At 67.8% G+C, this 14,366-nt stretch carries 5 protein-coding genes; all 5 read right to left on the bottom strand.

The annotated features are described in order from the left end of the window. Positions 1 to 29 precede the first annotated feature (29 nt). Genes UB48_RS14355 through UB48_RS14335 form a run of 5 tightly spaced genes read right to left on the bottom strand, consistent with a single transcriptional unit; the run spans position 30 to position 14,218 of the window. Positions 30 to 1,727: an ABC transporter ATP-binding protein gene (locus UB48_RS14355; protein ID WP_045198141.1), complete on the bottom strand. Its 1,698-nt coding sequence runs from the start codon at positions 1,725 to 1,727 to the stop codon at positions 30 to 32. Continuing rightward, positions 1,724 to 3,463: an ABC transporter ATP-binding protein gene (locus UB48_RS14350; protein WP_045198139.1), complete on the bottom strand. Its 1,740-nt coding sequence runs from the start codon at positions 3,461 to 3,463 to the stop codon at positions 1,724 to 1,726. The genes UB48_RS14355 and UB48_RS14350 overlap by 4 nt, the downstream gene beginning before the upstream one ends. Further along, positions 3,460 to 4,497: a Gfo/Idh/MocA family oxidoreductase gene (locus UB48_RS14345; RefSeq protein ID WP_045198137.1), complete on the bottom strand. Its 1,038-nt coding sequence runs from the start codon at positions 4,495 to 4,497 to the stop codon at positions 3,460 to 3,462. Before UB48_RS14345 ends, UB48_RS14350 begins: the two co-directional genes overlap by 4 nt. Then, positions 4,494 to 9,899 (bottom strand): non-ribosomal peptide synthetase, encoded by a 5,406-nt coding sequence (locus tag UB48_RS14340; protein WP_045198135.1) that lies wholly within the window; start codon positions 9,897 to 9,899, stop codon positions 4,494 to 4,496. Before UB48_RS14340 ends, UB48_RS14345 begins: the two co-directional genes overlap by 4 nt. Further along, entirely contained in the window at positions 9,896 to 14,218 is a 4,323-nt protein-coding gene (locus UB48_RS14335; RefSeq protein WP_045198133.1) for a non-ribosomal peptide synthetase, read from the bottom strand. Before UB48_RS14335 ends, UB48_RS14340 begins: the two co-directional genes overlap by 4 nt. Between the last annotated feature and the right edge of the window lie 148 nt (positions 14,219 to 14,366).

The raw sequence follows: 14,366 nt of genomic DNA, 5'->3' as shown, positions 1-14,366 counted from the left end.
TTTTCAATTGATGCCCGGCACCGGTGCATTCAATCGACGACACCGTGCTGCTCGACGAACTGCGCATACCACGGGTGGGTGGCCAGCAGTTGCTCATGACTGCCGCTGCCGCTCAGGCGCCCGGCCTCCAGCACCAGGATCTGATCGGCGTCGCGCACCAGCGCCGGGTTGTGCGACACCAACACCAGCGTGCGCCGGCCGCGCAATGCCCGCAGGCTGCGATTGACCCGCGCCTCGCTGCGCGCATCGAGGCTGGCAGTGGGCTCGTCGAGCAACAGGATCGGCGCCGGCGACAGCAGCGCTCGCGCCAGCCCTACGCGCTGGCGCTGGCCACCGGAGAGCAAGGCGCCGCCCGGGCCGACCTCGCTGTGCCAGCCCTCGGCCAGGCTGGCGATCACCTCATCCAGCGCCGCTGCTTCAGCGGCCTGCTGCAATTGCCCAGGCGTTGCCTGTGGCCGCGCCATGCTGACATTCCATAGCAGGCTGCCGGCGAACAGGCCGCTGTCCTGGAACACCTGGGTCAAGTGCGCGGCAAGGGTTTGCTCGCTCAACTGGCGGATGTCCACCTGGCCCAGACGCACTTCGCCGGCCTGGGCATCCATGCCCCGCCCCAGCAACGCCAGCAGCGTACTTTTACCGGCGCCCGACGGCCCGACAATGGCCGTGAAGGTACCAGACGCGCAGTACAGGTCGAGGTCCTTGAGCAGGTGCTCGCCATGTTCGCCGTAGCTGCTCAGGCCCTGGCCCTGCAGGCTGGCGTCCAGGGGTTGCAAGCCGGGTTGCGGGCTGTGCAGGATCGGTTGCGCCAATACCCCCAGCACCTGTGCCAAGGCCTGCCAGGCCATGCGCAGGGCCTGGTCCAGTTGCGCCAGTTGTGACAGCGGCTCGACAAAGCGCACCAGCAATACCAGCACCGCCACCAACAGCGCCCCCGGCAAATGCCCGGCGGCGACCGCCAGCACGCCGCCGACCAGCAGCGCCGAAAACACCAGTTGCACTGCGCTGGCAAAGCCCAGGCTGGCGGGCAATGCCTGGCGGTTGAGCGAACGGGTCGCCTGATGTTGCTGCTGCAGGGCCTCGCGCAGGGCCACCTGGCCCTGGCTGGCAACGGCGCTGCTGCGCATCAGCGCCTGTTGTTCGGCGAAAGTTTGCAGCAGTTGCCCGGCATGCCGATCAACCGCCTGGCGCTGTTGCTCAAGGTCCAGGCTGCGCCGCCCGGCCCAGCGCAGCAGGCCGAACAACGGCAGGTAGGCCACGGCCAGCGCCAGCGCCACGGATGGCGCCAGGGCGAACAAGCCGAGGACCACCACCGTTGGCGTCACCAACGCGGTAATCAACGGCGCCAACAGGTGCGCCGGGATACTCATGCTGCTGAACACCGGCCCGCGCACCAGGTCGTCGAGATGGCGCTGGCGGCCCCGCGCCAGCCGGGGCAAATGCTCCAGCAAGCGCGACACCAGCCCCGCTGCCAGCCCTGCCCCAGCGAGGTAACCACGCCGCTGGGCGATATAGCTGACCAGGGCCTGCAGCAGCGTCAGGCCCAGCAGCAGCCCCACCGGCTGCAGCACATCGGCGCCTGCGCGGTCGAACCAGGCCAGCACCAGCGGCACCAGTGCCAGCCCCGCCAGACCATCAAGCACCGCGGCCAGCACCATCCATATCAGCGCCGCGCGCAGGGCTTGCCAGGTGCGCGGCGGCAACTGGCGCAAGGACGAAAAAACACTCATGACACAGGCTCCATTTGCTCGGCATCGGACATTTGTTCACGCCACAACTGACGGTAAAGGCCGTCCATGGCCAGCAACTGCTGATGACTGCCACGCTGAACAATCCGGCCCTGGTTCAACACCAGGATCTGCTCGGCATGGCAGATGCTCTGCAAGCGGTGGGCAACGATCAACCGCGTACGCCCGGCCGCCCCCTCGTGCAGGGCCATGCGCAAGGCCCGCTCGGTGTGCGGATCGGTGGCCGAGGTCGGCTCGTCGAGGAGCATGATCGGCGCACTCGAAAGCAGCGCCCGGGCAATGGCCAGGCGCTGCAGTTCGCCGCCCGATAGCTGCACATCGTCACCGGCTATGCTCGCGTAGCCCTTGGCCAGCGCCATGATCCGGCTGTCGAGGCAGGCCGCCCGTGCAGCCTCGCGAATCTGCTCGAGGCTGGCGTCGGGCTGGTACAGGGCGATGTTCTGCGCCAGCGACAGGCGCAGTACTCCGGCGTGCTGGAACACCAGCGCCAGATGCCGTTGCAGTTGCGCGCTGGCGATCTGCCGAACATCCACCCCGCCGACCAGCACCTGGCCGCTGTCGACGTCCATGAACCGCGCAATCAAGCCGGCCAGGGTACTTTTGCCCGCCCCCGACGGCCCCACCAGGGCCGTGGTGGTGCCCGGCTCCAGGCGCAGGTTGATCGCTGACAATACCGGCACCTCGCCATGGGCGAAGGACACCTCGCGCATTTCCACGCTGGCGTCCCTGGGCGCTTGCGGCGCGTCGGGCTCGGCCAGCGGCGGCGTGCTCAACACTGCCTGCAAGCGCTGCGCACTGACCCGCGCGCTATTGAGGGCATCGAGGCCGTGCCCCATGGCCAGCACCGGCGCGGCCATGGCCCGGACCAGCAACAGAAAGGCGCACAACTGCGCCGCGCCGATTTCGCTCAGCCCCGGCAGCAACGCGCCAAGCACCACCCAGGCCAGCAGCCAGGGCGCACTGAGCAGCACCTGGACCAACGCCGCCAGTTGACCGGCGCGGCTCACCCAGTGGCTGAAACGCTGATCAAAGCGCTGCACCGCCTGTTGCAGGCTGCGCTGCACGCCGGCCCCCGGGAACTGGCGCACCAGGCGCAAGTTGGCGGCGAACTGGCTGTAGTCGCTGAACAACTGCTGCACCGCCGCATTGCGCTGCTCGACATCTTCGCGGTAGTGCGCCGAGCCCAGCCGCCAGTACCCCAGCCCCCCCAGTGCCAATGGCAGCAGGCACCACAGCGCCAGGGCGCTGTCGCTCCACAGCAGGTAGCCGAAGGTGGCCAGGGGGATCAGCAGCAGGTTGACTAGATCGGTCGGCGCATGGCCGACCAACTGGTGCAATGCACGTACGTCCTGCTCGGCATAGCGGGTCACGCCCTCGGGCCCGAGCCGGGCGAACCAGCCTAGCGGCAAGCGTTGCAGGTGCTCGGCCAGGCGCACGCGCAAACGCTCGCACAGGTCGGCATCGACACCGTGGGTGAGGTGCAGGGCCAGGGTCTGGCCACACAGCCACAGGGCCGAGCCGAGCACCGCCAGCAGCACCCAGTTCATCACCCCGGGCGCCAGCGGCGGCTCCTGTTGCAGGCTGTCGGCCAGGTGCGCCAGGGCAATCAGCGGCAACAGCGAGCTGACCCCGGATATGGCCTGCACCACCACCGCCAGGCACAAACGCACCCGGAACGGGCGCAGCAGTGCCTGCAGTTCAGGCCCCAACAGGTTCATTGGCACCCCTCCAGCGCCTGCGCCAGGGTGGCTGCCGGCAAGGCCTGTGCGGGCGTTTGCGGAAAACCGATGGCGGCTGTCACCTGCTGCCACAGCGCGACCACTTCCAGGCTGCGCTGTTGCCGGCGCACCAGCCCTGCACCGTCGAGCAACGGCTCCAAGGCCCTGGCCGCAGCCAGTGGCCAGAGCTGCCGATAGACCTGGCCCCAGTCCGTGGCGGCGTCCATCAGCACTTCGGCACACGGCAAGGCGCCGCCGCTCAGCACAAACAAGCCGTCCTCGTCCTCGCGCGGCGCGCGCACCGCTGGCATCCACAGCAGCGGCCCGTGCGGTGAGGCCAGCAGCAAGGTGCCGCTGTCGGTGGCCAGGCTGATGCGCTGGAGCATCTGCATGCGCCCGTCATCGGCCGCCGCCAGTTCATTGAGCACCCGTAACGACACCGGCACCTCGGCCATCACCAGGCTGACATCGCGCCACGGCGACAGCGCCGGTGCCAGGTTGTCCAGCGACCACGGCCCCACCGACTCCAACAACGCCGCCAGGATGTCGAGGGTGGCGTAGCTGACCTGCACCGCACAACTGGCCTCGATATGGCGGATGCCCTGCTGACGATGCAACTGCCGGCCCAGCTCGATGAAGCGCGCCACCCACGGCAACTGCGGGTAAAAACTGTTGAGCAGGCAACGGCGCTGCAAGCGTGCCGCGCAGCGCAACAGCTCGTGCAGCTCCTGAGGCAACAGCGGGTGTTCGATCAACACATCGATACCGCGCGCCATCAACGCTTGCGCCAGGGCCGGGCCCTGCTCGCCGCGCGCCGCGCCGCCCACCGCCACGCAGGCCAGGCGGGTGTCGTCGGGCAGCTGTTCGAGGGCCGCGAAACACGGTACACGAAGATGCCGGGCCAGGGCCTGTGAACGGCGACTGCCCTGGCCCAGCACGCCGACCAACTGTAGGTGCTCGGCAGCGGCGACACCGGCGGCGTAGAACTGGCCGAATCGGGAACCCACTACCAGGGTTTTGACGGGAGTGTTCATGGGCGCTGTTCCTCCAGCAAGTAACGACTGAGCCCGGCGTTCAGGCAATCGAAGTGATTGCCGCGCAGGGTCTGGACACTGAGCGGCGCCAGCGACGCGGCCTGCCACCAGGCCTGCAGGCTGGCCTGGTGATTGGCGATCAAGGGGTTGCCGACACTGGGCACGAACAGGCGCACGGCACCGATGTACGGCGCACTGTCGCTGTAGTGGCTGGCCCGTACCGAATGGGCGAACACCCGGTATAGCTGTTCGTCGGCGATGCCGCTGGCGGCGCTCAGCACCCGGGCCTTGAGCTGGGCAACGTCGAAGGCCGGCAAGGCCGCGCTCAAGCTGCCCGCCGGCAGGTGTTGCACGGAGGCCTGCAGCAGCGGCGCCAGGGCCGCCTGCAACTGCTCGGCCGACGGCAAGCCGAGTGCCTGCGGGTCCAGGCCGAGGGTGGCGGCAAAGCTGTAGAGGATCAGCAGCTCGTCATCCAGCCGGTACGGGATGCGGTAGCTGGAGACAATGTCCACCCGGCGCACCTCGGCGCCCAGTTGCAGCAGCGCCTTGGCCAGTTCCAGGGTCACCAGCCCGCCGGAGCAGTAGCCCAGCAGGTCGAAGCTGCGCCGGCCGCTGTCCCACAGGGCCTGGGCATAACGCTTGCCGAGGGTGGCGTTGACATGCTCCGGCGCCAGGCGCAGGTAGGCTTCGCTGTCGTGCACCGCCAGCCCCAGCAACGGGCCGCTGCCGGCAAGCTCGGCAATCAGCCGGCGATACGGCAACAGTGTGCCGAGGCCTTCATGCACCAGCACCCGGGCAATGCCCTCGCCTGCGGCCAGCTCACTCAAGGCGTCGCCGCCTACGCGCCCGGCCAGCGGCGCGCGGGTGGCTTGCAAAACAGCCGTTGCCGGCTGTTCAGCGGCCGGCGCCTCAGCCCCTGACTCACTACGCAAGCGCTGGGCCAGGCCGGCCGGAGTCGGCTGGCTCAGGGCCCAGCGCAACAGGCGATCGAAGGGGTGTACACGGGCCAGCGCTTCCTGCTCGCGCAGGCCGGCGATCAACTGGGCGATCAGCAGCGAGTCGCCACCGGCGGCGAAGAAGTCCTGATCGGCCGACAGCTCGTTGCAGTCGAGCACCCGCTGCCAGTGCCCGATCAGGCGCTGGACCAACTCATCGCTGACCTCGCTGCGCACCTGGCGCACCGGCTCCAGCTGGCGCTGCTGGGCCTGATGGCTCAGGGCGCGGCGGTCGATCTTGCCGTTGGCGGTCACCGGCAGCGCGTCCAGCACCCGCACCTGGGCCGGCACCATGTAGCGCGGCACACGCTCGGCGATAAACGCCAGCAGGTCGTTGCTGGCGAGCACGGGGCGGTCGGTTTTCATCCGTGCCACCAGCAGGTCATAGCCCAGCAACGACAATACGCTGTCCGCTGACCCCAGGGCCTGGGCATGGTCGCCGGCCTGAGCGTTGAGCCAGTCCAGCCACTGCTGGCGGTGCACGAACAATTGCCCGGTGCTCGCCCGCAGGTCTTGCGGCGTTTCCATCATCAGGCTCTGGCTGATGCTGATTTCCCGGTGCTCGCGGGTCAGCTCCTGGATCACCAGCCAGGCATCGGCCTGCAACAGCTGACGCAGCCCGGCCAGCAAGCGCGGGGTGTCGAGGGCATTGTTCAAGGCCCCGGAACTGAGCAGCAGGTCCACCGAGCCTGGCTGCAGGCCTTGCTCGCAGGCGGGTTTGTTCATGTCGAAGTGCATGAAGCGCACCCACGGGTACTCGGCAAAACGCTCCCGGGCAGCATTGAGGAAGTAGCTGGAGACATCCGAGAACAGGTAGTCAATCTGCACCCCGGCTGCCGCCAAAGGCGCCAGCGCGGCAATGACCGAGGCACTGGCGGCAGCGGTGCCGGCGCCGACTTCAAGAATGCGCCAGTTGCGCTGGCCTTCACGGGCAACAATCGCCCTGACCGCCTCGGCCATGGCCTGGTGCAGCACCTGGGCATGCAGGCCACGGCTGTACATGGCCTCGGCAATATGCGCCGAGCCCTCGGGGAACATCAGGCTGGCCGGGCTCAGCCGCCCATCCAGTTGCTCGGCCAGGCGCATGGCGCTGCCACGCAGGTAGTCGACCAGTTCCACCGGCCACAACGGCGCCGGGGCCAATTGGGCGAAATGCGCCCAGGCCTGGGCCTGATCGAACGCGCCGGGGTCTACCAGGCAGCGCCAGCCTGCACCCGCACGTTGCAGATAGCCGCTGTCGGTCAACAGCATCAGCCAATGCTGCAGCAGCCGCTGCTGACCGGTTTCAAGCTTGAGCGCCTGGCACAGCGGGGCAAAAGCCACCTCCTCGCCCGCTGCGAGCAAGCCGCTGCTGGCCAGCCAGTGCAGCAGCGAAGCATCGGCCGCCCGGTCCAGCGCCGCCAGGGCGGCCTGAATTTCTTCACGCGGGCCGAAATCGGCCTGTTCCAGGGTGTCACGCGCCTTGGCCATAACCTCGGCCAATTCCTCGCCAAGCCGTTGTGGATCGTTAGCCGAAGTTTGTGCAGTGACAAAGCTGCACAGCGAACGCTCGTGACGCTCGCCCACCAGTACCGTGGTGCTGGCGGCGATCTGTGGATGAGCGAGCCAGGCAGCGTCGATCTCCGCAAGCTCGATGCGATGGCCGCGGATTTTCACCTGATCGTCCTGGCGCCCGAGGAACTCGATCAGGCCGTCCTCGTCCAGGTAGCGGCCGAGGTCGCCGGTGCGGTACAAGCGCCGGCCGCTGGCATGGGTGATGAAGCGCTCGGCGGTACGTTGCGGGTCTTCGGCGTAGCCCAATGCCAGGCCCAGGCCGCCGATATGAATCTCGCCGCGCACCCCCGGCGGGCATTGCCTGCCAAGGCTGTCGAGCACTTCCAGGGTCTGGCCGTTGAGGGCGAGGCCGTAGGGGATGCTCGGCAAGGCCGTGTCGGCGGGGCGAATCGGGTGCTCCACCGACCAGATCGCCGCCTCGGTCGCACCGCCGAGGCTGAACAGCTGGCTGTCGGGCCAGCGCTGCCACCAGCGGGTTGGCAAGGTGGTGGGAATCCAGTCGCCAGACCACATCACGCAACGCGGCCCGGGAATGGCTGCCGGTTCGCTTTCCAGGTAATCGATCAGCATCTGCCCCTGGGCCGGCACCGAGTTCCACAGGGTCACACCGTGCTCGGCCATCAGTTGCGCCCAGTGCGAAGGATCGGCGCCACGCTCGGGGTCTGGCAGTACCACCTGCGCACCCACCGCGGTGGCACCGAAGAAGTCGTACACCGACAGGTCGAAACTCAGCTCCGCCAGCCCCAGCACCCGGTCCCGGGCATTGACGCCGTAGCGCTGGTTGATGTCGTCGAGGGTGTTGACCACCGCGCCATGGCTGAGCATCACGCCCTTGGGCGTGCCGGTGGAGCCGGAGGTGTAGATGATGTAGGCCAGGTCGCCAGCCTGCACCGCCAGCGGTTCGCGCGGCGGCCAGTGGCTGGCGGCGGTGAGGCTGTCGATGGCAATGCGCGGCAGCGCAAGACCTGCAGGCAAGGCTTCGGTTTCCAGGCAGATGAGCGCAGCAATTTCGGCATCGCGCAAAATGGCTTCGCGGCGCAGGGCCGGTTGGCGGATATCGATGGGCACATAGGCTGCGCCCATCTGGTTGATGCCGAGCACGGCCATCAGTTGCCAGGCGCTCTTGGGCAGCATCACCGCCACCCGCGCCCCGGGGGCAACATCAAGGGCCTCCAGCGCCGCGCGCACGGCGTCGGCGTGCTGGGCGACCTGACGATAGCTGTAAACGCCGTCGCGATCGCTGATCACCGGCGCATCCGGGCTGCGCAACGCCTGACCGGCAAAGCCGCTGGCGATGTTGCGGTCCTCGGCTTTCACCGCCGACAGATGCGTGACCCGCTGCTGCGCCAGGACGATGTCGCCGCGCTGCTGCCAAAGCTGTGCATCCGCAGACAGGCGCTGCAGCAACGCGACATAGGCCTCGAACATCTGCGCCGCCATGCCGTCTGGCAGGACGCCGACGCGTACGTCCCAGCCAATCTGCAAACCGCCGTACTGGTCGCTGACCTGGCAATCGATCCACACCTGGGGGGTCTGGCTGATCATGTAGCTCGGCGGCTGCAACAAGCGCCCGCTATCCCCCAGCAGGCGCTCGACGCTGCCGATGCCGCTGGTGAACACCACCGGCATCAGGTCGGCGCCACGGCCCTGGACCCGTGCCAGTTCGCGCAACACCTCGACCCCGGTAAAGCGGCTGTGGTCGAGGTCGTCGAACAGCTGCGCGCCGATGCGCCGTGCCCGCTGGACGAAGTTGGCGCCACTGGCGCCATTGACCTGCAACAGGCTCAAAGCGGTGAAGTCGCCCAGCACCTGGCCCAGTTGCGGGTGCAGGTCCGGGCGGTTGAGGACGGTGAGGTTGAGGCAAAAGTCAGCGCTCTGGCTCCAGCGCCCGATGACCTCGGCGAACGCCGCCAGGGTCACCCCGGCCGCACTCAAACCCTGGGCGCTGGCCAGGGCGCAGAGCGCATTCCACTGGGCCACGCTCAAGCTGGCATGGTGGTGCTGAAAGCGCCGCGAGGTGATCCCGGCGTCATCGCTCAAGGGCAGGTCCGGACGCCCCGGCAGGCTCTCCAGGCGCGCCAGCCACCAGGCCTTGTCGCTCTGCCAGGCAGCGCTTTCACGGCTCTGTTGTTCATGCTGCAGGTAGTCGCGAAAGGTCGCCTCCAGCACCGGCCAGTGCCGGTTTGGCTCCAGGTAGCGCTGGCTCAGCTCTACCAGCAGCAGTTGCAAGCTGGCGTAGTCGATGAGGGTGAAATCCACCGAGCAATGCAGAACCGCGCGATCGGCGCCCAGGCTCAGTTCCGGCAGCAGGACCGGCCACTGGTCGAGGGCATGACAGGCATGATCGAGGCGCTCGCGTACCTGCTGCAGGTGTGCATCGAAGGCTTGCGCCGAGGCCTGGCGCAGGTCATGCAAAGGCAGGCATTGCCAAGGCACCTGGGCCTGCACGCACTGACGGCTGCTGTCTTGCACCACCGCGCGCAGCATCGGGTGGCGCTGCACCAGGGCGTTCCAGGCCTGGTTCAGTTGCTCGCTGTCGACAGTAGCCGGCCAGGGGTATTCAACATACAAGTGGCAGGCATTGCCGCCATAGTCGAAGGCCGGATTGCGCCCCAGCACGTAGGCGCCCTGTACCGCGCTCAGGGCAAAAGGTTGCAGCGCCTGATCGGGTTGCGAGCGCCATTGCGAACGTGGCAACAGATGGTCCATCAACGCCTCGCGCTGGGCGCGGATACGTTCGGCCAGGGCCGGGTCCAGCGCCCCTTGCGGCGCACGAAAATGCAACTGGCCTTCAGTAGCCCAGAGTTCGATCTGGCGCTCACGGCAGATGTGCAACAGGTCATTCAGGCTCATAGCACGCCCTCCTCTACTGCGGCACTGCTGGCCAGCAGCGCGGCCATGCCGGCCAAGGTTGGCTGCAGGTAGAAGTCACTCATGCGCAGGCTCACGCCCAGTTGCTCGCGCACGCTGGCCAGCAGCCGTGTCGCCAGCAGGCTGTCGCCGCCGAGGCTGAAAAAACTGCCCTGGGCGCTGCGCACCGGGCGTCCGAGCACCGCCTCCCAGCACCCGGCCAGGGGTTGTAGCGCAGGATTGAGCTCGCCCTCCTCGCCGCTGGCCGGTTGTTGACGCTGCAACGCTTGCGTCATGCAGGCTTGCAGGCGCTTGCGGTCGATCTTGCCGTTGGCGTTGAGCTCCAGGCGCGGCAGGCACCAGAGGTGTTCAGGGCGCATCGCTTGCGGCAGGCGTTGTTGCAGCCAGTGCTGCAGGCTGTCGGCGCTCAAGGCATCAAGCGCGGCGGTGGCACTGACCAGCAGCATCGCCGGGTTCTGCCACAGGCTGTGCAGCTCGGCAAAGCCACTGCGGCCAAGCAGCTGGGCGATCTGCGCAGGGTCAGGCAGCACTGGCCTGCGGCTGTCGAGCAGCGCTGCGCTGACCAGCCTCAGCGGCGAGTCACGCAACAGCTCGGCGAGCAGCAGGCGCCCGCCCGGCTTGAGCAGCGCCTGGGCCAGGTTCAGGCAGTCAGCCGGCTGCGCATAGCTGTGCAAGGCGGCGAAGCTGATCACCAGGTCGTACTGCGCGCACTGCTCGACGGGCAGCAGGCCATCCACCAGCAGTTGGCTGGCAACGCCCGGGCGCTTGCCGGCAGAGGCGGCCAAGAGGCCGGGGCTGGTCTCGAACAAGGTCAATTGCAAGTCAGAGTGGCTCAGGTGATCGAGCCATTGTTCGAGCAACTGGCCACCGCGCACGTCCAGCACCGCGACCCTCAACGGCCCGGCCTGGGCGCTGCACTGCTGCTGCAGCGCCTGGCTCATGGCATCGAGCAACTGGCGCCCGGCCGGCAGGTTAAGGGCCATGGCCTGGGGCGCCAGCAGCGGATCGAACAGCACCTGGGCAGCGCCACCCTCGACCGCCAACAGCGACTGCAGCGAAGCGACCATGGCCTGCAGGTCGGCCTCGCGCCAGCCCAGTTGCGCCAGGGCATCACCGAGGCTCATGGCTTGGCTGGGTTGTTCGCCCAACCACTGGCGCCAGGTGTCCAGCAGCGCCGGCGCCGGCAACGCTTGGCCATTGAGCAGGCGTTGCAGCAGCTCGGCGCTAACCCGTGCTTCAGCTTGCAGGGTGTCGTCCAGTATTGAGCCGCCTTGCAGGGCATCCGTGGCCACAGTCACCGGCGCCGGGCTGCTCACCAGCACCGCGCCAAGGCTGGCGACAGTGCCTGGCAGCACCGCCGCGCAGGCGTTGTCGATCAAAGGATGGGCACTCAGCGCCGCCTCGATCTCGCCCAGTTCGATGCGTTGCCCGCGCACCTTGACCTGCTGGTCGATACGGCCGAGAAACTCAATGGTGCCGTCGCCCCAGAAACGCCCGCGATCGCCGGTGTGGTACCAACGCCCGCGCTCGTCGCTGCGAAAACGCTGGGCAGTCAACTGTGGGTCGTTGCGATAACCACGGGCAAGGCTGGCGCCACCAATTAGCAATTGCCCGACCACCTGCTCGGGCACATCGCGGCCGCTGTCGTCGACCACCCGATAGGCCTGGCCGGCCAGAGGTTTGCCATAGGGGATCGAGGTCCAATGACCCGGCACCTCGTCGATGCTGTGCAGGTTCGACCAGATCCCGGCCTCGGTGGCCCCGCCCAGGCCATACACCCGGCACTGCGCCGTGGCCTGTCGGCGCAGGCGCGCGGCAAGGTCCAGGGCGATCCAGTCGCCGGACAGCAACACCGCCCGCAGGCTCTGGTAGTGGCAGTCGCTGGCGGCAATGCCCAGGGCCATTTCCAGCAACGCCGGCGCCGAGTTCCACAGGCTCACCCGGTGCTCGGCAATCAACTGCGCCCAGCGCGCCGCATCGCGGGTTTCTTCGGGCTCCAGCAACACCAGGCGCGCGCCCTGCCCCAGCACTCCGAACAGGTCGAACACCGACAGGTCGAAATCCAGCGCCGACACTGCCAGCAGGCAGTCGTCTCGGTCGATGCCAAGTTCGGCCTGCAGCGCGTCGATGGTATTGATCGCCGCGCCATGGCTGACCTCGACACCCTTGGGCACGCCGGTGGAGCCGGAGGTGTAGATCACATAGGCACTGGCCTGCGCCGCCACCGCCCGCGGCGCTGCCAATGCTGCGCACTGTTCCAGCTGCGCCAGGTTGAGCCAGCGCAATGACGGGCTATGCGCCGTGGGCGTTGGTGCTTGCTCGGCAATCACCAGGCTGATGCCCGCCGCCGATTCGATCAGGCTACGGCGCGCCGGCGGTTGCGCAGTGTCGACCGGTACATAGCAGCCACCTGCCGCGAGCACGCCGAACACCGCGACGATCTGCCCGAGCCCGCGCGGCAGGCAGACTTCCACCGCCTCGCCCTGGCGCATGCCGGCCTCCAGCAAGCCGGCAGCCACCCGCAGCGCGCGCGTGGCCAGTTCGCCGTAGCTGCAACGCTGGGCGCCACAGATCAGCGCCAGGTCATCCGGGCGCTGGCTGGCGTGGCGGAAAAAGTCGTCCAGCAGGCCGCGCCCCGGGGCCAGCGCCGGTACGCTGTTCTGGCGCTCGCGCCGGGCCTGTTGCGCCAGCGGCAGGAGCACCGGTTGCGGCAGGCTCCAGTCACTGTCGGCAAGGCGCTGCAGCAATTCGATGTAGGCCTGGAACATCGCCGCCAGCACACCCTCGGCGAACAGTTCGCTGATGCTGTCCCAGGCCAGCAACAGGCCGTCGTCAACCCGGTACAGCTGGTGGTCGAGCCATACCTGCGGGGTTTGCGAAAGCATGTCGTCGAGGTCGCCAAACACCTGGCGAAAGCTTGCCGGAACAAACCCCGTCTCGTTGAGGTTGCTGGAAAACACCACCGGCGCCGAGCGCGGATGGCCCTGGCGACGGCCTTCGCGCAACACTTCCAGGGCCGCAAAGGCCGAACGGTCGATGGCGCCGTGCAGGCTGCGCTGAAACTCGCGCACCGCCTCGGCGAAGGGCAACTGCGGCGCGTCCTGGCATTCCACCAGCAGCAAGGTGGTGAAGTCGGCGATCGCCCGGTCGATGTCCGGATGGTCATCATGGCGGTCGAACAACGGCACGTTGAGCAAGAACTTCGACTGCCCGCTCCAGCGCGCCAGCACTGCGTTGAAGGCAGTGGCGAACACGCAGGACAAGGTCAGGCCATGGTCGCTGGCCTGGCGCTGCAAACGCTCGGCTTCAGCGGCGCTTAAGACAAACGCCTGGCGACTGAAACGCGGTTCGCGGATTGACTCAGGGGCGCAGGCCAGCGGCAGCGCCGGGCCATCGGGCAATTGCGCCAGGCGCTGGCACCAGTACTCGCGGTCGCGGCCGTAAGCCTCGGCGCGCCGTTGCTGGCGCCGGCTCAGGTAGTCGGCAAAGTGCAGGGTCGGCGGCGCCGGCAGCAACGCCGGCGCTTGGTAAGCCTGGCCCAGTTCGGCCATCAGCAGGCGCAGGCTTTCTACGTCGGCGGCGAGCAGGTCGACACTCAGCCAGACCCGGTCGCGGCCACCCGGCAGTTGCACCAGGCCCACCAGCATCACCTGCCCCGCCTCCACCGCCAGGCACTGGTGCGAGCGCCAGCGGCGCAGTTCGGCCCAGGCCTGCTGCGCGCCCAGGGGCGACTGCTGACGCCAGTCCTGGTGGTCGAAGACCTGCGCGGTCGGCGCCGCCAGGATCTGTTGCTGGCCGTCGTGGAAACGCGCGCGCAGCATCGGGTGGCGGCTTTGTACCAGGTTCACCGCTGCTTCAAGGCGCTGCGGGTCAATGCCCTGGCAGTCGAACTCGAGCCAGGCGTGACAACTGATATTGCCCAGCACTTCGGCGGCGTCCCGGCCCAGCCAATAGGCTTGCTGCACGGCGCTGAGGCCGAAGCTCTGCGCGCCAGCCGATGCTGGTGCAACGCCAGGCGCCCGCGCAGCTTGCAAGGTTTGCCCGTGCAGCAGCGCCAGCCAGGCGGCCAGGCTCGGTTCAGCGCTCAGCTGGGCAAACTCGACCTGCAGGCCGTGGCTGCGCAGGCGCTCTTGCAGGTACATCAGGCGGATCGAATCAAGCCCGCAGCCGAGCAGGTTCTGCTCGTCGCCCAGGCTGTCGATTTCAGCCACCGAGGCGCCCAGCAACTGGGCGAGGTGTTCGATCAGCCAGAGGCGCAACGGGTTGGCCGAGGGGGTGTCTGCTGTGGTCAGCTCGCGCATGAAAAGCTTCCTGTAGCCCGTAAGAATAAAGTCTGCGTGGCTCACCAAGATGCAAGCCATTATCAAATGAGACTTTATCGCAGGCGGCTTTTCAGGAAGCGCTCAAGGCTTTAGATGCACAGGCCTTTTTATTCGATTCAGAGTCAGC

Origin of the sequence: Pseudomonas sp. 2(2015) (assembly GCF_000955865.1) — a bacterium.
In the GTDB taxonomy this organism is placed as follows: Bacteria; Pseudomonadota; Gammaproteobacteria; order Pseudomonadales; family Pseudomonadaceae; genus Aquipseudomonas.
The sequence above is the reverse complement of the archived record's forward strand: the minus strand, read 5'-3'. Positions and strand labels throughout refer to the sequence as shown.